The organism is Pseudomonas sp. GW460-LB5 (assembly GCF_059423245.1).
In genome coordinates this window covers 219,128-239,361 of record NZ_JBWKXT010000001.1, presented here as the reverse complement: position 1 = coordinate 239,361, position 20,234 = coordinate 219,128, and the positions used below count along the sequence as shown (strand labels likewise).

Annotated in this window: 16 protein-coding genes; 9 read left to right on the top strand and 7 right to left on the bottom strand. The window is 61.8% G+C overall.

The genetic code is table 11. The annotated features are described in order from the left end of the window. Positions 1-64 precede the first annotated feature (64 nt). The 4 genes from AC07XM_RS01140 to gpgF all read left to right on the top strand — a co-directional run bounded on the left by AC07XM_RS01140 (position 65) and on the right by gpgF (position 3,910). Positions 65-829, top strand: coding sequence for a methyl-accepting chemotaxis protein (locus AC07XM_RS01140; protein ID WP_371262295.1), 765 nt, complete (start codon positions 65-67; stop codon positions 827-829). 213 nt (positions 830-1,042) lie between these two features. Next, positions 1,043-2,164, top strand: a complete 1,122-nt coding sequence (gpgS, locus tag AC07XM_RS01135; protein WP_016488891.1) for an N-acetylglucosaminyl phosphatidylglycerol synthase — start codon at positions 1,043-1,045, stop codon at positions 2,162-2,164. After that, a complete protein-coding gene (gene gpgD / locus AC07XM_RS01130; protein ID WP_016488892.1) occupies positions 2,157-2,921 on the top strand; it encodes an N-acetylglucosaminyl phosphatidylglycerol deacetylase in 765 nt (254 codons plus the stop codon). Before gpgS ends, gpgD begins: the two co-directional genes overlap by 8 nt. Next, positions 2,918-3,910, top strand: coding sequence for a glucosaminyl phosphatidylglycerol flippase (gene gpgF, locus AC07XM_RS01125; RefSeq protein WP_102689321.1), 993 nt, complete (start codon positions 2,918-2,920; stop codon positions 3,908-3,910). The genes gpgD and gpgF overlap by 4 nt, the downstream gene beginning before the upstream one ends. A gap of 185 nt (positions 3,911-4,095) precedes the next feature. Here gpgF and purU read toward each other — a convergent pair whose 3' ends face one another. Continuing rightward, complete coding sequence (gene purU, locus AC07XM_RS01120; protein ID WP_016488894.1) at positions 4,096-4,947, bottom strand: formyltetrahydrofolate deformylase; 852 nt, start codon at positions 4,945-4,947, stop codon at positions 4,096-4,098. Between the two features lie 284 nt (positions 4,948-5,231). On the opposite strand from purU, the gene mvaT reads away from it, so the two are divergent. Continuing rightward, positions 5,232-5,609 (top strand): histone-like nucleoid-structuring protein MvaT, encoded by a 378-nt coding sequence (gene mvaT / locus AC07XM_RS01115; RefSeq protein ID WP_012273998.1) that lies wholly within the window; start codon positions 5,232-5,234, stop codon positions 5,607-5,609. Positions 5,610-5,681: 72 nt separating this feature from the next. On the opposite strand, the gene sbcB is transcribed toward mvaT, so the two are convergent. The 3 genes from sbcB to AC07XM_RS01100 all read right to left on the bottom strand — a co-directional run bounded on the left by sbcB (position 5,682) and on the right by AC07XM_RS01100 (position 8,027). Beyond that, complete coding sequence (gene sbcB, locus AC07XM_RS01110) at positions 5,682-7,115, bottom strand: exodeoxyribonuclease I (RefSeq protein ID WP_095116016.1); 1,434 nt, start codon at positions 7,113-7,115, stop codon at positions 5,682-5,684. 42 nt (positions 7,116-7,157) lie between these two features. Then, the gene (locus AC07XM_RS01105) at positions 7,158-7,517 is read right to left on the bottom strand and encodes a PilZ domain-containing protein (protein WP_016488896.1); all 360 of its coding nucleotides are present in this window, start codon (positions 7,515-7,517) and stop codon (positions 7,158-7,160) included. A gap of 123 nt (positions 7,518-7,640) precedes the next feature. Beyond that, positions 7,641-8,027 carry a tetratricopeptide repeat protein gene (locus AC07XM_RS01100; protein WP_102689320.1) on the bottom strand — a complete coding sequence of 129 codons (387 nt, stop codon included), beginning with the start codon at positions 8,025-8,027 and terminating at the stop codon, positions 7,641-7,643. A gap of 179 nt (positions 8,028-8,206) precedes the next feature. Between AC07XM_RS01100 and pyk the strand changes: the two genes are divergently transcribed. Both pyk and AC07XM_RS01090 read left to right on the top strand, forming a co-directional pair. Further along, a complete protein-coding gene (gene pyk / locus AC07XM_RS01095) occupies positions 8,207-9,661 on the top strand; it encodes a pyruvate kinase (RefSeq protein ID WP_016488898.1) in 1,455 nt (484 codons plus the stop codon). Between the two features lie 161 nt (positions 9,662-9,822). After that, positions 9,823-14,829 carry an RHS repeat domain-containing protein gene (locus tag AC07XM_RS01090; RefSeq protein ID WP_096426713.1) on the top strand — a complete coding sequence of 1,669 codons (5,007 nt, stop codon included), beginning with the start codon at positions 9,823-9,825 and terminating at the stop codon, positions 14,827-14,829. A 33-nt stretch (positions 14,830-14,862) separates the two neighbouring features. Here AC07XM_RS01090 and AC07XM_RS01085 read toward each other — a convergent pair whose 3' ends face one another. Continuing rightward, positions 14,863-15,801: an iron-sulfur-binding ferredoxin reductase gene (locus AC07XM_RS01085; protein ID WP_016488900.1), complete on the bottom strand. Its 939-nt coding sequence runs from the start codon at positions 15,799-15,801 to the stop codon at positions 14,863-14,865. Between the two features lie 276 nt (positions 15,802-16,077). Between AC07XM_RS01085 and AC07XM_RS01080 the strand changes: the two genes are divergently transcribed. Together AC07XM_RS01080 and AC07XM_RS01075 are read left to right on the top strand one after the other, a co-directional pair. Next, positions 16,078-17,601, top strand: coding sequence for a fumarate hydratase (locus tag AC07XM_RS01080; protein WP_016488901.1), 1,524 nt, complete (start codon positions 16,078-16,080; stop codon positions 17,599-17,601). 238 nt (positions 17,602-17,839) lie between these two features. Next, positions 17,840-18,820, top strand: a complete 981-nt coding sequence (locus tag AC07XM_RS01075) for a hypothetical protein (RefSeq protein ID WP_096426714.1) — start codon at positions 17,840-17,842, stop codon at positions 18,818-18,820. Between the two features lie 8 nt (positions 18,821-18,828). On the opposite strand, the gene AC07XM_RS01070 is transcribed toward AC07XM_RS01075, so the two are convergent. After that, positions 18,829-19,419, bottom strand: coding sequence for a GNAT family N-acetyltransferase (locus tag AC07XM_RS01070; RefSeq protein ID WP_016488903.1), 591 nt, complete (start codon positions 19,417-19,419; stop codon positions 18,829-18,831). Positions 19,420-19,652: 233 nt separating this feature from the next. Continuing rightward, positions 19,653-20,231 carry a DJ-1/PfpI family protein gene (locus AC07XM_RS01065; RefSeq protein ID WP_016488904.1) on the bottom strand — a complete coding sequence of 193 codons (579 nt, stop codon included), beginning with the start codon at positions 20,229-20,231 and terminating at the stop codon, positions 19,653-19,655. Between the last annotated feature and the right edge of the window lie 3 nt (positions 20,232-20,234).

The window sequence follows — 20,234 nt, the reverse complement described above, 5'->3', positions numbered from 1 at the left end:
GTCCTCGGCCACCGAGCAGGTCAACGAAGTGGCCCTGCGTGTCATCAGCGCCTCGAACTCGTCGATGACCAATTCTGACGAACAGTCCAACCGTACCAACAGCGTGGCCGCCGCCATCAACGAACTGGGCGCCGCCGCCCAGGAAATCGCCGGCAACGCTGCTCAGGCGTCGCAGCACGCCAGCTCGGCTCGCTTGCTGGCTGAAGAGGGTCAACAGGTGGTCGAGCGCAACATTGCGGCAATGAACCGCCTGTCCGACCTGATCGTCAGCTCCAGCGGTCACATCGAGACGCTGAACAACAAGACCGTCAACATTGGCCAGATCCTCGAAGTGATCACCAGCATTTCCCAGCAAACCAACCTGCTGGCGCTGAACGCCGCCATCGAAGCGGCCCGCGCCGGTGAAGCCGGCCGTGGTTTTGCCGTGGTGGCCGATGAAGTGCGCAACCTGGCGCACCGTACCCAGGAATCGGCGCAGCAAGTGCAGACCATGATCGAAGAGCTGCAGGTGGGCGCCCGCGCGTCGGTCGAGACCATGGACCAAAGCCAGCGCCACAGCCAGGACAGTGTGCAGATCGCCAACCAGGCCGGTGAGCGGCTGGACAGCGTTACCGTACGCATCAGCGAGATCGACGGCATGAACCAGTCGGTGGCCACCGCCACCGAAGAGCAGACCGCCGTGGTCGAGGCGATCAACATGGACATCAACGAGATCAACATGCTCAACCAGGAAGGCGTGGAGAACCTGCAAGCCACCTTGCGCGCCTGCTCGGACCTTGAGCAGCAGGCCGGCCGCCTGAAGCACCTGGTGGGCAGTTTCCGCATCTAAAGACACTGTTTCGCGGGCACGCCCGCTCCCGCAACGGCTGACACAAACCTCAAGGTCTGTGCAGTCTCTGCGGCAGCGGGCGTGCCCACAAAGAAACCAACACCCCCCTCAGCCCTGGGCCGCCAAACCCCGATCGAACAAACTATCCTTCACACAGGTCAACCTGTAGGCGCGTCATCGCCGGATGACAAGCCCGAAGATGATCCTGGAGGGATGCTGATCGTGCACATCGCCGACATCACCATGTTCTATGCCCCGGCCAGCGGCGGCGTACGAACCTATCTTGATGCCAAACACCGCCGCCTCGACGCCATTCACGGCGTACGCCACAGCCTGCTGATACCCGGTGCCAGTGCACAGCACGCCGATGGCATCTATCAGGTGCCCGCCCCGCCTCTGCCATTCGGCAAGGGTTACCGCTTCCCGGTGCGCCTGGCCCCCTGGTGCAATGAACTGCGACGGCTCAAGCCCGACCTGATCGAGGTCGGCGACCCCTATCTGACCGCCTGGGCTGCGCTGGAGGCCCGGCGTCAACTCGATGTGCCAGTGATCGGCTTCTATCATTCAGACCTGCCGTTGTTGGTCAGCAACCGCATGGGCAACTGGTTCACGCCCAATGTCGAGGCCTACGTCAGCAAGCTGTACGGCAATTTCGACCGGGTGCTGGCGCCCAGCCAGGTCATGGCCGACAAACTGCGCCGCCTGGGTGTACGCGATGTGCATGTGCAGCGCCTGGGGGTGGACCTGGCCACCTTCAACCCAGACCAGCGCGACCCGCACCTGCGCGCGCAACTGGGCATCGCTGACACCAGCCGCCTGCTGATCTATGCCGGCCGCGGCTCGCGGGAAAAGAACCTGCCAGTGCTGCTCGACTGCATGCAGCAGCTGGGTAGCCCCTACCACCTGCTGCTGGTGGGTTCGAACATGCCGGCCAATGTGCCGCGCAACGTCAGCGTGATCGACCACTTCTGCCCCGCGCCGGAAGTTGCCCGGCTGCTGGCCAGCGCCGATTTGCTGGTGCACGCCGGGGACCAGGAAACCTTTGGCCTGGTCATTCTTGAAGCGATGGCCAGCGCCATCCCGGTGGTGGCTGTACGCGCCGGTGCCTTCAGTGAAATCGTCAACGAACAGTGCGGCCGCCTGTGCCGCCCCAATGATGGCCACGCCATGGCGGCAGCCGTGCGCGAGGCGTTCGAGGCCGGCGTACGTATACTCGGGGCGCAGGCGCGCCGCCATGTGGAGCAGCATTATTCATGGGACAACGTGGTATGCGGCCTCCTGCAGCACTACCACGCGGTGCTCGGCCATCCACTGCAGGTGCGCGCCCATGGCTGAGGCATGGCCGGCGTCGCGCAGCCTGATGCTGGTGCTGCATGACGTCGCGCCCGAGACCTGGCCAGACTATCAACCCTTCGTCGAAGCCGTCGACACCCTCGGCGGCGTCCCCATGACCTGGCTTGTGGTGCCAGACTTTCACCAGCGCAACCTGCTGCTGCGTTCGCCCACCTTCTGCCGCCTCCTTGACCGGCGCCTGGCCCAGGGCGATGAACTGGCCTTGCACGGCTACTACCATGCCGACAACAGCCCACCGCCACGCACACCCGGCGACTACTTCATGCGCCGTATCTACACCCACGAAGGTGAATTCTACGGCCTGGACCAGCAGCAGGCCCTGCAACGGCTGGAGCGCGGCCTGGCACTGTTCCACCAGCAAGGCTGGCCTGTAGCAGGCTTTGTAGCGCCGGCCTGGCTGATGAGCGAAGGCACCCGCCAGGCCCTGCGCCGCCTTCCCCTGCGCTACACCAGCACGCCGCAGCACCTGTACCGCTTGCCGGACTTCACCGCGATCGAAGCCCCGGGGCTGGTGTGGAGTGCCCGCAGCGCGTGGCGCCGAGGGCTTTCCAGGGTGCTGTGCGACTGGCAATGCCACCGGTGGCGCAATGCCGAGACCCTGCGCCTGGGCCTGCACCCGGTGGACATGCGCCACCGTTCATCCCGGGACTACTGGCTGAACACCTTGCGCAGCTTGCTGGCTCAAGGCCGCGAGCCCCTGACCAAGTCGGCCTGGCTGGACCGCAAGGCAAGCGCATGAACCGCCTGGCCTGGCTGGGCCTGACACTGCTGGCGGCGGTGCTCGTGCCGATCCTGCTCGGTGGCAGCGAGCTGCTGCCGAGGCTACAACGCTTCGATCCTGTGCTGATGCTCACCCTGCTGGGCATGATTCTGCTGTGCTGGGCCATCAACGCCATTCGCTTGCGCCTGTTGCTCGGCCAGCAGGGAGCCAGGCTTGGGCCCCTGCGTAGCCTGGGCGTGATAATGGCCACCGAATTTGCCATCTGCACCACCCCCGGTGGCAGCGGCGGGCCCTTGACCCTGATGGCCCTCCTGGCACGTGACCGCATCAGCGCGGCACGCAGCGGCGCTGTATTCGCCATGGACCAGTTGAACGATCTGGTGTTCTTCTTCTGCGCCATGCTGGCAATAGCTGGCTACGCGCTGTTCCACAGCCTGGGCCGCAGCCAGGAAAGCATGTTGCTGGGCAGTGCGCTGCTACTGTGCACAGCACTGGCCGGGGTGGTCGGGCTGCTACGCTATCGCCGTCAGGTCATGCGCTTGAACGGCAGGCTGCTGCGGCGCCTGGGCATGAGCCAGCGGCGCAAACGCCGCTGGGCGCGCAAGCTGTTGCACTTCGTGCACGCGCTGACGCAAACCTGGCAGCTGCCCAAGCGCACACTCAGCCTGGTGTTCACCTTGACCTGTGCACACTGGGCTCTGCGCTACAGCGTGTTGTACCTTGTCTTGAGGGGATTGGGGGTGGACCTGGCCTGGATCCCCAGTTTTCTGGTGCAGATGCTGTCGCTCAGCGCCGGCCAGCTCAGCCTGCTGCCAGGCGGCGCCGGTGCCGCCGAGCTGACCTCGGCCAGCCTGCTGACGCCATGGGTGGGCGGCTCTACCGCCGCCGCGGCCATCCTGATATGGCGGGCGGTTACCTACTACTTTTATCTGCTGGCGGGTGGGCCGGTGTTCGTGTGCCTGCTGGCGCGTCCGTTACTGGAGCGCTGGCGGCGTCAGGCGGGTTGAGCTGTTGCCAGAGTTCGGCAGCGCCGGGGAAGTCGGTGCCGTCAGTATCATCCAGGGCTTCGGGGTCGTAGCGGGCCAGGCAACCTTCGCCGAGAGTGGGAGGTGGTGAGGCATTGGGGGTGTTGCGTTGTGTGGCCATCAGTGTTCCTTTCAAGATTGCAGGGGCGCTTTGCGCCCCTGCATCATCAATCGAAAACGACAGTCTTGTTGCCATGCACCAGCACCCGGTCTTCCAGGTGATAACGCAGGCCGCGGGCCAGCACCATCTTCTCTACATCACGGCCAAAGCGGACCATGTCCTCGATGCTGTCGGCATGGCTGACACGCACCACGTCCTGCTCGATGATCGGGCCGGCGTCCAGTTCTTCGGTGACGTAGTGGCAGGTCGCGCCGATCAGTTTCACGCCACGCAGGGCGGCTTGGTGGTAAGGCTTGGCACCGACGAACGACGGCAGGAAGCTGTGGTGGATGTTGATCACTTTTTCAGCAAAGTCCCGGCACAGTTGCGGCGGCAGGATTTGCATGTAACGGGCCAGCACCACCACATCGGCGGCGTGCTCCTGAACCAGGCGCGACACTTCGGCAAAGGCCGGGGCCTTGTCCTTGGGGTCAACCGGCACGTGGAAGAAAGGAATGCCGTGCCACTCGACCATGCTGCGCAGGTCGTCGTGGTTGGAAATCACGCAAGGGATCTCGCAGTCCAGTTCATCAGTGTGCCAGCGGTGCAGCAGGTCGGCCAGGCAGTGCGACTCTCGGCTGGCCATCAGAACCACACGCTTTTTCTGCGCCGAGTCGGTAATGCGCCAGGTCATGGAGAACTCTTCGGCGATCGGCGCAAACGCCTCGCGGAAGGCTTCGATACCGAACGGCAGGGATTCAGCGCGGATCTCATGGCGCATGAAGAACCAACCGCTCTGCTCGTCAGAGTGGTGACTGGCTTCGTTGATCCAGCCATTGTACAAGGCCAGGAAATTACTGACTTTCGCCACGATGCCGACACGGTCGGGGCAGGCGATCACCAGACGATAGGTGCGCATGAATGAGACTCCAGAACTTCGCAAAGGCGCCTATTCTAGCGGCACGCCAGAAAAAACGCAGTATTGATCGCAGCCACGATGGCGTATGCCGGTCGCCATACACAGCGCAGGCATTGCCTGACAGACACGTGGAAAAACAGGGTTTTTAAGTAAATTTTTGTTCACGTAGAGAAATATTGTCACAGCTTAATTAACAGTTAATCGCCCAATATCATGTTTACTTGCGACTATCGCCTGTCTATTATTGCTCCACACATTTCTGAACACGCATTAAGGAACACTCCATGTCCCTGATCAACGAGTACCGCGCTACCGAAGAAGCCATCAAGGAACTTCAGGCCCGCCTGGCCAACCTGTCGCAGGATGACAAGCTCAAAAAAGAACTGGAGTTCGAAGGCAAACTGCGCACTCTGATGGGCGAGTACTCCAAGTCGCTGCGCGACGTGATTGCCCTGCTCGACCCAGAGTCGAAACTGAGCAAGGCACCTCGCGGTGCGGTCAAGACTACTGCCACCAAACGTGCGCGCAAGGTCAAGCAATACAAAAACCCGCACAACGGTGAAGTCATCGAAACCAAAGGCGGCAACCACAAAACCCTGAAAGAGTGGAAAGCCACTTGGGGTGGTGATGTGGTTGAGAGCTGGGCAACCCTGCTGGACTGATTGTCCGCATTTGCCTTTTGCTTGTCGCAACAAAAACGCCGGCACATTGCCGGCGTTTTTGTTGCCCCGCTGTCAGCCAATTGCAAATTGTTCCTGCAGTTGCCGGGCGTGCAGTTGCCAAGCTTCCAGCACACGCCGCCCAGCCTCGTCAGCGCCCTCCCAGGCTTTTTGACGCGCCTGTTCGAAGTCGCCCAGCGTATTGGGCGCCCCCCACTGCGGGTCGCTCAGGCGCTGCTGACAAAAGCCATACCAGCGCTGACGCTCTTCGCTGGTCAAGGTTTCGGGGAAGTTGCGCGCCCGATAGCGGAACAGCAATTCCGGTAAACGCGGGTCATCGAACATCCACTGCCCACGGCCCAACTGCGCGGGTTCCAGCATACGCACTTGCTCACATAAGCGGCGGTCTCGGTCCCCTACAAAACCGTCATACAACTGTTGTTCCGGGTCTTCTGTCGGGGTGAAGTCTTCCTTGCCGTAGATGTGCTCCAGCTTGTCTTGCCATTGCGCCTGTTGATTAGCCAACTGTTCGCCGCGCAATTGTAACAACGTCAAGTCCAGGCCTAATCGTTGTTGGTCGGCCGGGCGCAATACCGACAGTGGCGCCAGTACCGGGCAGCGATTGATCTGTACCAGTTTGAGCGGCACCGGTAATTCACCCTCGGCCAGTGCTTCATGACGGGTATACAAGCGCTGGCGTAGAACCTCGGCACTTTCCCTTAGTAACGGTAGGGGTTCCTGATGCAAGTCGCAGACGATCAGCGCATTGCGATTACGTGGGTGCCACGCTAATGGCAGTACGACACCCAGGTAATTACGCGCCGCCGAAAAGCGCCCGGATATGTGCACCAGTGGCTGCAACAAACGGATCTGCTCCATCACTTTATGCTTGCTGCGCAACTGGAAGAGCCACTCATACAACTTGGGTTGTTTCTGCCGAATCAGACGGGCCAGCGCAATGGTTGCCCGCACGTCGGAAAGCGCTTCGTGAGCATGCCCATGGTCAATGCCATTGGCTTTGCTCAACAGTTCCAGGCGCAGGCTGGTGCGCCCATCCTGTTGCGGCCATTGAATACCGTCAGGGCGCAACGCGTAGGCGGTTCGCACGATATCGATCAGGTCCCAGCGGCTGTTGCCGCCCTGCCACTCCCGGGCATAGGGGTCGAAAAAGTTTCGGTACAAACTGTAGCGGGTCACTTCATCGTCAAAACGCAGGGTGTTGTAGCCAGCACCACAGGTGCCCGGGTGTGCCAGTTGCGCATGCACCCGGGTCATGAACTCGGCCTCGCACAGGCCTTGCTCGGCCAGCAACTGCGGGGTAATGCCAGTCACCAGGCAAGCCGCCGGGTGTGGCAGGATGTCATCGGAAGGCCGGCAATAAAGGCTGATCGGCTCATCGATTTCGTTAAGGTCGAAATCGGTGCGCACGCCGGCCACCTGCAGCGGCCGGTCGCAACGCGGGTTGATGCCGGTGGTTTCGTAGTCGTGCCAGAAAATGCTTGAGGTCACGGGGTCGTCCTGTATCAAGGTCGACCCGATTCTAGCGCAGCCTCAGACAGAAGCGTTGGCAGGCAGGAAACTGAAATAATCACGCAGTGAGCGCACGAACTCGTCGAATTCGCGAGGCGCCTGCAACAGCATGAAGCCGGAATCGTAGTGGCCTGGCGTCTGGTCTTCGCGGCACCACAGGCAACTGGCGGTCAGGTTGACGAACTGATGCCCGCCGCCAACCAGCGGCAAGCGCAATTGCAGTTCGTAATCGGGCCCTACCAGCACAGGCAGCTGGCTGATGACCATCAGCCCATCCTCGGAGGCATTACCCAGCTGGCCGATCTCCTGACCGGTAAAACGGTTGAATACCTTGAGGATACAAGGCAGCTGATGACGCTCGATGTGGCGCTTGTTGAACATGATCGCGTGTGTATTCCGTACCTGGTGCCAGGAATACAAGGTACTGGCGGTTGTTGTAACAGCTGAGTTACAGATTAGCGCAGGGCGCGCAGCAAATCCCGTGAAATAAACCACACCTTGGTGTTATCGCCAAGGTGCGGTGGTCACCGGGTTGGCCACAGCCGCTTCGCCGCTACGGGCATGCCCGAGTTTTTCAAGGGTCTGCAGGCGTGCCTGGGCACGATAGGCGTACTCGTTGCCCGGGTATTTCTGGATCAGGTACTGATAAGTCTGCGCGGCATCCACGTACAGCGCCTGGCGCTCCAGGCACTGGCCACGCAGCAGCGACACCTCGGGGTGGATGAACGGCCGCGAACGGCTGGTGCGATCGACCTGCGACAGCTCCAGCATGACCCGTGCGCAGTCGCCACGGTCGTAGGCGCGGTAGGCATTGTTCAGGTGGTGGTCCATGGACCAGCGGGTGCAGCCGACGGCGCTGGCCGCCAGGGCTAAAACGATCAGGGCTCGCATGGGGATCTCCTTTGATGCCTGTGTATCGGCCATCGCCAACAAATCTTCACAGGCTTTTGCAAGCATACCCCGACCGTTCAAATGCCACCCTGCCTTGGTCGCAGGTAGTGCAACGGAACAATGACTACAGCGAGATTCAGGAGTAGCCTTTCGCTGCGCTTCACTATAGGAGTCTGTGCATGACCATCCGCCGTACCAAAATCGTCGCCACCCTTGGCCCCGCCAGCAACTCGCCGGAAGTGATCGAGCAATTGATCCTTGCCGGCCTGGACGTGGCACGCCTGAACTTCTCCCACGGCACCCCGGACGAGCACAAGGCCCGCGCTCGCCTGATCCGTGACATCGCCGCCAAGAACGGCCGCCATGTCGCGCTGCTGGGCGACCTGCAGGGTCCAAAGATCCGCATCGCCAAGTTCGCCAACAAGCGCATCGAATTGAAGATCGGTGACAAGTTCACCTTCTCCACCGCCCACCCGCTGACCGAAGGCAACCAGGACATCGTCGGTATCGACTACCCCGACCTGGTCAAGGACTGCGGCGTCGGTGACGAACTGCTGCTCGACGATGGCCGTGTGGTCATGCGCGTCGAAACCGCCACTGCAGACGCCCTGCACTGCGTGGTGATCATCGGTGGCCCGCTGTCGGACCACAAAGGCATCAACCGCAAAGGTGGCGGCCTGACCGCGCCGGCCCTGACCGAAAAAGACAAGGCCGACATCAAGCTGGCCGCGGAAATGGACCTGGACTACCTGGCCGTTTCCTTCCCGCGTGATGCCAGCGACATGGAATACGCACGCAAGCTACGTGACGAGGCCGGCGGCAGCGCCTGGCTGGTGGCCAAGATCGAACGGGCCGAAGCAGTTGCCGACGACGAGACCCTCGACAAGCTGATCGCCGCCTCCGACGCGGTGATGGTTGCCCGTGGCGACCTGGGTGTGGAAATCGGCGACGCCGAGCTGATCGGCATCCAGAAAAAGATCATCCAGCACGCCCGCCGCAACAACAAGGCGGTGATCGTGGCGACCCAGATGATGGAGTCGATGATCCAGAACCCGATGCCGACCCGCGCTGAAGTGTCCGACGTGGCCAACGCCGTGCTGGACAACACCGATGCGGTGATGCTGTCGGCCGAAAGTGCTGCCGGTTCCTACCCGATCGAAGCCGTACAGGCCATGGCGCGGATTTGCCAAGGTGCCGAAAAGCACCCGACCAACCAGAAGTCCAGCCACCGCCTGCACACCACCTTCGAACGTTGCGACGAAAGCATCGCCCTGGCGGCCATGTACACCGCCAACCACTTCCCGGGCGTGAAGGCGATCATCGCCCTGACTGAAAGCGGCTACACCCCGCTGATCATGTCGCGCCTGCGTTCGCACGTGCCGATTTTCGCCCTGTCGCCGCACCGCGCGACCCAGGCTCGCGTCTCGATGTTCCGCGGCGTGTACCCGATCGCCTTCGACCCGGCCTCGCTGCCGGCCGACAAGGTAAGCCAGGCGGCAGTCGACGAGCTGCTCAAGCGTGGCCTGGTGCAACAGGGTGACTGGGTGATCCTGACCAAAGGTGACAGCTACCACACCATCGGCGGCACCAACGGCATGAAGATCCTGCATGTCGGTGATCCTCTGGTCGGCTGATCAGCTGCTCGCAGGTCGCGTGCTACAAGAGCCCCGTACAGCTTCTGTCGGGGCTTTTTTCAACGTCACGCATCTCGCCTCTCAAAGACTTATCTAGCGCCAGCCAGCTCGCCACGTGTCCTTGAATTGGGCCTCTTCACTTCGATGACGAGAGCCTGATCATGCGTGACGCTCCACTACACTCCCAAGCCGGCAACTTTCTTGATTGCTTCAAGACCGCTGTCGACAACCGAACAGGCCAGTTCTGCTTGGCCATTGCCCTGCCCGTGCCTCCCGCCAACCAGCTGTGCGGGCCAACGCTGAGCGTGACACTGGCTTTCAGCACCCTGGCCTCTTCCTGTAACCGTGGCTATGGCCTGGGCTGGAGCCTGGGGCTATCGGAAATCAACCTTGATCAGGATAACCCGCGTCTGAGCCTGTCTTCAGGCGAGCAGTTCGCCATTGATCTGATCAACTCCGACCCGTGCAGTGATGGCCGGCTGGCATTTTTCGATCAGAAACTGCCAACCTTCACAGTCACGCGTCAAGCCGATGGCAATTTCCGGGTCGACAAGCAAACCGGCGAAAGCGAGATTCTTCGCCAACAGGACGACAGCACCCGCTACTTGCTTGAGGAGATGCGCTCACCCGAAGGGCGCCGCCTGTATTTCGACTGGATGCCCTTCGCCGACGGTATATCGACGCTGGCCAGGATCCGCGATGAAACCCGTACATTGCTGGCCCTGGAAACCGAAGCCAGTGAACTGCGTTTCGTGCTCAATCCACAAACGGCCCACGCCGCTACTCTGAGGGCGCTGCTGAGCAATGAGCGCTTGAGCCAGCTGTACCTCCCCGACATCGACCAGCCATTCGAAATCGAGTACGACGCCCTGAACGTGCCGGGGCAGGCGCAGCTCCTCTTGCCACGTCGCTTTATCGGCCCTCTCGGTGCCCGCGACATCGTCCACTGGTCCCAGGACAGTGAAGGCCTGCGCATGCCCGAAGGCGGCCCCCTGGCATTCCTGCCCCGCGTCATGGGATGGACCCATACCAGTGCTGGCCCGGGCAGTGAGCTCCAACGCAGCTACCAGTGGATCGGCGATCACAACCACCTGGGCTATGGCAGCGACCAGGCGTTCGAATGGCATAGCGGGCGGGACAACCTCTACCAGGTCAACAGCGACTATCAATACCAGATGGTGGAAGAACAGACCGATGGCCAGGGCAGGCTTCTGGCTACAGTCGAACGCACCTGGGACCGTTTCCACTTGCAGGTAAGTGAAGTGACCCGCCGGGGGCACTGCGAAACGCGCGAGCAAACGCTCTACGGCGTCGATCCGGCACTCAGTTGGGAGGAGCAACCGGCCTGGTGCCAGTTGCCCCACGAAGTATCGGTCACCTATCTGGATCATTCCCGGCCCGGCCAAAGCCGCAGCGAGAGCACCCGCTATGTCTATGACGACTTCGGCAACCCTCTGCGCGTGCTATTCCCCAGCGGCGTCGAGGAATGTTACGAATACTACCCGGCAGAAGGTGCCGAAGGCTGCCCCGCAGACGCACTCGGCCGGGTACGTTTCCTGAAAAAAAAGACCGTTATCCCCGTCATCGCCAAAGGCGCAGCCCCTGTTCTGGCCACTACTTATACCTACCAGACGCTACCTTCGCTGATCGAAGGCGCGTTGCCCCACGTACTGGTGGCCAGCGAGCAGCTCGAAGGCCCCGAGAACCGGGTGATCGAGCATACCCGGCAGTTCTACCTGACCACTGCAGGTACCACGTATGGCCGGGAAGAAAAGAGCGTCGTCACCCTCGACGGCAAATGCACAACTACCTTTTACAGCTACAGTGCCACCGCGGATGCACTGGTGACCGAAGTCACCCTGCAGGGCTTTGAGAACGATGAAGAAAACCGCTCCAGCACCGCTCATGCACAATCGATGCTCACCGGCCAGACTCTCTGGGAGCGGCACGACAGCGGTGCCATTACCCGTTATGAATATGACCGATTAGGCCGTGTGGTATGCACCAGGTCCGCAGCAGGCAGCCCTTACCAGACCCAGCGCCTGGCCCGTTATCACCTCAACGACGAGTTCGCCAGGCAAGCCAGGCCGAACGGCCAGTACAATCCGGTATTGATCGAGCAGGTCGATATCACCGGCCGCCGACAGCGCCAATGGCTCGACGGCGAAGGCCGGGTCGTGAGCATTCACCTTGAAGACCTCGATAACAGCCCGGGCGTGTTCCGCGAAACAGGCCGCAACCAGTACGATGCCCTCGGCCGCCTGGTCAGCCAGACCTCACTGGACTGGCTCAAGGCCGACAACCTGCTCACCTTGACCCGCACAATCCGCTACGACGACTGGGGCCACGCCTGCCAGGTGACCAGCCTGGAAGGCATCGAACAGCACCTCCACCACGACCCCATCACCCGCCGCAGCGAACAGTGGCAAGCGGCAGGCAAGTTACAGGGGCCGCGCCAGGTCATCTCGCACAACGCTGCCGGCAGCCCGGTGGAACAGCAGGATTACGATACCCGCGGGCGACACACCCGCACCCTGCTACTGCTGCGCGACGGCCTCGACCGGGTCATCGAGCAGCGCATCCAGGTAGAAGGCTCACCCGACATCGTCACCCGCCTGCGCCATGACGCCTACTCACGCATCATCGAAAAGCACCTGCCGGACAATACAGTGGTGACCTGGACCTTCGCCGAGCACAGTGATGGCCATCACCCGCAAAGCATTGCTGTCAGCTCGAGCGTCGGTGAGGCGCAGGCAATGAGCGAAACCGCCTGGATACTCGGCCGCCAGACCTTCGATGGGCTCGGCCGGCAGCGCTCGGTGCAGGTCGCCGGGCGTACCACCCACTATCACTACCGCCCAGGCCAGCTGCCGCCCGTCGCCAACACCTTGGCCGATGGCAAGCACGTGACCTACCGCTACGAGCCTCAGTTGGGCAATGCCCTGCTAGGCACCGCAGCCGACGGCGAAGCCGAGCAGCAGCTGACCTATCATGCCACGCTCGGCATTCCGACCAACGCCCGCGGCGGGCTCGGCAGCCTCAGCTGGCAACTCACGCCTTCCGGGCTGCCCTTGCGCGACAGCTGGAACCTCGACGAGGTCGAGCACACCACCCATTGGCGCCATTCGCTCAACGGGTTGCCAGTGGGATTCACCGACGCTGCGGGAGCCGAACACCATCGCCATCTCGACAGGTTCGGGCGCCTGCAGCGCCTTGAGGTAGACGGCGTACAAACCGAGTTCAGCTACGACGCCCTCTCCCGCCCGCTGAGCATTACCACCCACGACCCTGCCCGTGCGCGGAGCCTGACCCGGCGGATCAGCTACGACACCATGGGCCGAGAACAGCGCAGCGTCTACACCGTGAGCGATACCGAGGGGGAGCGTAGCATCACCCTGACGCTGGCCTATTCAGCCCTCGACCAAGTGATCCAGCGCAGCATCAACGGCGCCGAAGAGTATTTCGACTACGACCGGCGGGGCCGCTTGGTACGCTACCGCTCCAGCGCCGACGGCGCGCCACTCGACCCGTTCGGCAATCCCATCGTCGAACAACGCTATACCTTCAACCCGCTGGATGGTTATCAGCGAGTGGTCAGCACCTTTGCCGACGGTAGCCAGGACGCGGCTGAGTTCAGCTACGCGGCGAACGATCCGACCCAGCTCAGCGCGGTTACCCACTCCCACCCAAGCTGGCCAGCCCGCATCGAACTGACGTACGACGCCTGTGGCCGGCTCATCGCCGACAGTTTGGGCCGCACCTTGACCTGGAACAGCTCCGACCGTTTGGTACAGGTCGAGCACAGTGGCTCTAGCTGCCATTACCACTACGACGCCAGCGGTAACCTCTGCGAACGTGAACTGGACCATGGCCGGGTACGCAGTTTTTACAGCGCCGGGCAACTGACCCACGAACAGCACGGTGAGCTGCGCCTGGGGCTGATTGGTGACGGCGCCGAAGTGTTTGCCGTGAGCTGCAAGGATGGCGGGGAGTCCACCATCCGCCTGCTTGGCTGCGATGGCCAAGGCACCGTACGGTTGCAAGTCGACGAGCGACTGCGCCAGTGCCATTACAGCCCGCATGGCGCCGAACCCGAAAACGACCAGCAAGCTCCGTTCGGTTTTGCCGGGCTGCGCCGCGAACCGCTGACGGGCTGGTACATCCCTGCCGGCTACCGGCCATACGATCCTGTCCTGATGACCTTCCTCAGCCCCGACAGTGACAGCCCGTTCGACCGTGGTGGGCTCAATGCCTACGCGTACTGCGCCGGTGATCCGGTCAACCGCATCGACCCCGATGGCCACAGCTGGGTCGGCTGGACGATCGCAGGCGTAGGCCTGGCGATAGGCGCAGCGGCCGCAATCAGCACGTTGGGCGCCGCCGTGCCCGCCATTGTCGCCCTGTATGGCGGCAGTGCGCTGACCGGCAGTGCGGCGCTGGCAATCGGCAATGCCGCACTGAACGCTATCTCCCTGAGCACCGGTATCGCCAGCATGACGATGCAAGCCAGTGGCGCGGACGAAAAAGCCGCCAACGTACTGGGCTGGATATCACTGGGTACTGGCTTGGCCAGTGCCGTAATCGGGATGGCGCCTGGCTCGACCAAAGTCGCCAGCAAAGCGCTCCGCTCACCTGGCAGGGCTAATGCCAAGCGTGCGTTCGCCAACCCGATGACGCCCGCCCCCCGGCAGGTACAAAACACCGCCGTGATCTACTCGGCTGACGGCATGGCCAACGACGTTGCCATGCATTACAACTTCGTGGGGCAAGGTATCCGTGCCTTCGAAACCCACGGCAGCAAGGCTGGCCAGTTGATGAACGGCGCAGGCCAGATGGAAGATGCCGTACGTGTTGCACTGCGGGAAATCGCACCGCGCCTCGCCGGCATGGCCGACAACCAACCTATCGTCTTGCTGGCCTGTTATGGCGGCAAGAGTGGAGCAGCACAACGCATCGCCAATGTGCTGCAGCGGCCGGTACATGGCTATGACAGACCCATCTGGGTACATCGTGCCGGTTTCATGCAGTCCCTTGAAGTGACAGCTCAGACCAGCAATCTACCCAGGCAGCAAATATCAAGATGGCGCCAACTGATGGGCCAGACCGGGCCGTTTTCCGCGACTCCCGACAGAGAGCTGGCGACCGGCAGGCTGTATTTTCCTCAATAGCTTACGGCAGCATGCTTCGCCCACGGGCGGGCGTCACGGTGGCGCGCGGTCAACGAAAGCATCGGCAAACAACTGGTTTCGCGGCAACCCGGCAATGAACAAGCGCCGCGCAAACTCCTCGATCCTCCCCGGTGCACCGCATGCCAAGGCCACGGTGTGCCGCGACGACAGGCGCAAGCCTTGCAGCCAAGCTTGCAGCTGCTCGGCAACGATAAACTCTACGCTCACATTCGGGTGTTCCACAGCCAACGCGGCTAGGGGCGCAGTCAGGTAATGCTGCTGCGCCGTCGCCGCCACGTGCATGACCCGGATATCCCCCTGATGCCCTTGGCGCAGCGCCTCGCGCAGGATGCCCAATAACGGTGCGAGGCCGGTACCCGCCGCCAGCAACCATAGCGGCCGCGCGTGCCAGTCCTGCTCATAATGCAGCGCCCCACCCCGCAGCTCACCCAACCGCAGTACGTCGCCAACATCAAGGCTGCGAGCCTTGTCGCAAAATAAACCAGGCCGCTGGCAGTCGATATGAAATTCGAGAAAGTCGTCTTCGCCCGGCAGGCTTGCCAGTGAATACGGCCGGGCGATCGAACCGTTCCACAGAAGCACATGCTGCCCGGCTTGATAACGCAGCGCTCGCTCTGGACGCACGCGTAGGCGCAACACATCACCGTACCAGTCCAGCGCACTCACCCGAGCGGGGATGCCGTCCTGCAGAGGGTCGAATACCGCTACGCGCAGGTCCCCCACTACACGGCACTGGCACGCCAGGCGCCAGCCTTGTGCATGCTTATCCAGCGCCAGTGCCTCAGGCAAGGCATCCGCCGGTTGCCCCTCCAGGCAATGCACCAGGCAAGCATGGCAACTGCCGGCCCGGCAGCTGTAGGGCACATTCAGGCCGGCCTCGTTCAAGGCATCGAGCAAGTTGCTGCCAGTGGGCACCGCCCAGCGGCGCTCGCCCACGCAAATTTCGGGCATTGTCAGCTCTCTCTCCTGGCGCTTTATTTTGCCGGGCCCGCTTTGCGGCCCCCGTCAAGCATCCTATCTCTCGACCGAGACAGCAAGAACAGTGCCTGCCCGCTGCCGACCATCGTCCAGACCGGCCGAAGGTGTGCCCGGGACGGATGCGCGCTATACTGCCGCGCCTTTTTCCGTCGGCCTGACCTGCCGGCGCCTTGCAAGGCGTTTCGACATGCTGGTCGGCACCGTCGAGCGTCTTTATGAATGTTCCCGTCTTTAAGAGGAGCGCGCTGCATGACCGTGATCAAGCAAGACGACCTGATTCAGAGCGTCGCCGACGCCCTGCAATTCATCTCGTACTACCACCCCGTCGATTTCATCCAGGCGATGCACGAGGCCTATCTGCGTGAAGAATCGCCTGCTGCGCGCGATTCCATCGCCCAGATCCTGATCAACTCGCGCATGTGCGCCACCGGCCACCGCCCGATCTGCCAGGACACCGGGATCGTCACCGTGTTCGTGCGCGTCGGTATGGACGTTCGCTGGGATGGCGCCACCCTGAGCGTCGACGACATGATCAACGAAGGTGTGCGCCGCGCCTACAATCTGCCCGAAAACGTCTTGCGCGCCTCTATCCTGGCCGACCCGGCCGGTGCTCGCAAGAACACCAAGGACAACACCCCGGCAGTCATCCACTACTCGATCGTCCCTGGCGACAAAGTCGAAGTCGATGTGGCAGCCAAAGGTGGCGGTTCGGAAAACAAGTCGAAGATGGCCATGCTCAACCCGTCCGACTCGATCGTCGACTGGGTGCTGAAGACCGTCCCGACCATGGGCGCTGGCTGGTGCCCGCCTGGCATGCTCGGCATCGGCATCGGCGGTACCGCCGAGAAGGCCGCCGTCATGGCCAAGGAAGTGTTGATGGAATCCATCGACATCCACGAACTGAAAGCGCGTGGCCCGCAGAACCGCCTGGAAGAAATCCGCCTGGAGCTGTTCGAGAAGGTCAACCAACTGGGCATCGGCGCCCAGGGCCTGGGTGGCCTTACCACCGTGCTCGACGTCAAGATCATGGACTACCCGACCCACGCCGCGTCGCTGCCGGTGTGCATGATCCCCAACTGCGCCGCCACCCGTCACGCCCACTTCGTGCTCGATGGCTCCGGCCCGGCCGAGCTGGAAGCGCCGTCGCTGGACGCCTACCCGGAAATCGTCTGGGAAGCCGGCCCAAGTGCCCGCCGCGTCAACCTCGACGACATCACCCCTGAAGAAGTCGCCAGCTGGAAACCGGGCGAGACCATTCTGCTCAACGGCAAAATGCTCACCGGCCGCGACGCCGCACACAAGCGCATGGTCGAAATGCTCAACCGTGGCGAAGCGCTGCCGGTGGACCTGAAAGGCCGCTTCATCTACTACGTAGGCCCGGTTGACCCGGTCGGTGACGAAGTGGTGGGCCCTGCAGGCCCGACCACCGCCACCCGCATGGACAAGTTCACCCGCCAGATCCTCGAGCAAACCGGCCTGCTGGGCATGATCGGCAAGTCCGAGCGTGGCCCGACCGCCATCGAAGCGATCAAGGACAACAAGGCCGTGTACCTGATGGCCGTTGGCGGCGCTGCCTACCTGGTGGCCCAGGCCATCCGCAAGTCCAAGGTCCTGGCCTTCGCCGAGCTGGGCATGGAAGCGATCTACGAGTTCGAGGTCAAGGACATGCCGGTTACCGTCGCGGTAGACAGCAATGGTGAATCGGTGCACATCACAGGCCCTGCCCTGTGGCAGAGCAAGATCGCCGAAAGCCTGGCAGTAGAAGTTAAGTGAGGCAGCCTTGAGGCTTGAGTAACCGTTTCTCGAAGGTCGGTTGCTCGCGATTGAAACCAACACCCTGCGATGGCTACGCTTTCGCAGGGTGTTTTTTTTGTGCAGGGCATAGGCAAAAAATCGCCGTTTCAGTGTTGCTGCAACAGGGGGCAAACGCTGAACTGATTCATTTATGTACCATCCGGTAGCGATTGGAATGGCTTTAACTGGGCACTCCCCCCTCAACGAGTGTCTCAAAATGAAAGGGTTCAAGCTCGACAACCAATGGCTCACCCGCTTTCGCCTGGATATCACCTCAAGCTCCAATCGCCTTTATGCCAATGGTCGGCAGCAAGTGGAAGTGACTGTCACCCTGGAGCCACGTAAAGGGGAAACCCTTAGCGAAGAGAGCCTCAATAGCCTGTCGCTGGTGTTAATTGATGAAGACGGCGAACCACGCCTGCTGGATCACCCCGACCTGTTTGCGTCCAAGGCGCGCGATAAACGGTTTGTTTATCATGCCGCCTACGGAGGCGCCCCCAGCGCGCTCACCGAAAAAACCGCAAACAGCATTCGCCGCATCTTCTACGTCACGTCCCAACGCCCTGGCGGCACGCTCACCCAGATCTACGCATTAATGTTGAAAGATGAGAATACCTACGCCATAACCAACACCAGCCCCTTCGTGTCATCGGTGGTCATTGAGTCCATCACGCCACCGCCACCGCACGACAAGGTGTTCCACCTTGAGCCGGGCACGCCCTTCAAATACAAGTCGAACAATGCCAATAGCCATTGGGACGACGAAGTCGAAGAGACAGTCAGCTATTTTGGTTTTGCCGATCCCAAACTCGTCATGGTAGAGAGCACCGCACTGGTGACGCCCTCGAACACGCCATTTTATGAGCGGCACAATCATGACCACGCGCTTATCTCATTCCAGCTGACTAACGACTACAGCCAAGCGTCAACAGTAACAGCCCTGGGGGTGGGAGAAGCGTTCGAGGCAGTCTCCCCTGATTCAGGCGAAGCCTATGTACAGCGCCCTAACCACATGACACTTCATCATTACTACAGACGCTTTTACGCAAAGCATTACAACTCGCTCAATGAAGCGCCCAGTGTGTGGCTGCTACGCGACCAACACGGCAACCCGTACCACGTCGAATTCCTCGTCAGCAATGGCGGCCACGCACTGAAATACCATGTCAGCGAAAACAAGCTGAACCTTGGCCCCTGACGACAGGTTCATGCCATCAGTGCCTTCATCCAGAACGACATGATTTTCTCGGAAGTGGCCTGCTCACCCAGGTCGCGCCAGGCACATGTGGTGCGTAACGACGGCTCGTGCAAAAAACCCCGGTTGCGCCAGAAACCCTGCAAGGGTTTGTAACCGGCGGGGCGCCTTGGATGCACGCCCGGGCGCTCGACGGCACAGAAAACGCAGTAATCGAACGCGGCAAGTGTGTGCGCATAGGATTCACGCTCGATAAAAAAACGCACCCCGAGGCCTTGCCCGCGGTACTGCGGCAGGACAAACGACTCACCGAACAGATAGACGCTCGCAGGATCGCGGCCCTGAGCCCGGAACAGCTGAAGGAATTCAGGAGCTCCATCCATCAGCGGCAAAGCGGTTGAGGCTCCGACTACCTGGCCGTCGTCCACGGCCAGCACGACCAGGCTGCGCCCGGAGCGGACATGGCTGGCCAGATAGTCGACGTCAGAGTCCGGGCTGCCGTCGTACAGGTAGGGAAATTCGCGCATTACGGCCAGGCGCAGGCGAGCGAGGTCATCGATGTATGGCGCGATAGCGGCGCCGTGCAACAGGCGTATTTCCATGCTTGGCGGTCGTTTTGTCGATGTGGATGACGCGCTCGGCTAAGCCGGGCTTGAGGGGAAACCCTATCATCCGAGGCAACGACCCGCCTTTTCCATACACGACAGGTACTGTTCCATGACCGCTACCGAGCGGGTAAACGCCTACTAGGCCGCGTTCAACGCCGGCGGCAGTCGCGCGGTGGCGGCGTTCACCGTGCATGGCGAATACCGGGTTCCCCCGCGAAGACGCCGTATCAGGCAATACGGGTGCCCAGCACCTTCAGAAATGCCGCCAGCCAAGCCGGGTGCGCTGGCCACGCCGGTGCGGTCACCAGGTTGCCATCCACATGGGCCTGGTCCACGGCGATATCGATGAACGTGCCGCCCGCCAGACGCACTTCCGGGGCACACGCCGGATACGCGCTGCATTCGCGCCCCTCCAGCACACCCGCCGCCGCCAGCAGCTGGGCACCATGGCACACCGCCGCAATCGGCTTGCCAGCCTGGTCAAATGCCCGCACCAGCGCCAGCACTTTTTCATCCAGGCGCAAATACTCCGGCGCACGGCCACCCGGGATCAGCAGGGCGTCGTAACTCTCGGGCCGCACCCGCACAAAGTCATAATTCAAGGCAAAGTTGTGCCCCGGCTTTTCGCTGTAGGTCTGCTCACCCTCAAAATCATGGATGGCAGTGCGCACGGTCTGCCCCGCCAGTTTCTCCGGGCACACCGCGTGCACCGTGTGGCCCACCATGCTCAAGGCCTGAAACGGCACCATCGCCTCGTAATCCTCGACGTAGTCGCCTACCAGCATAAGAATCTTCTTCGCCGTCATCGC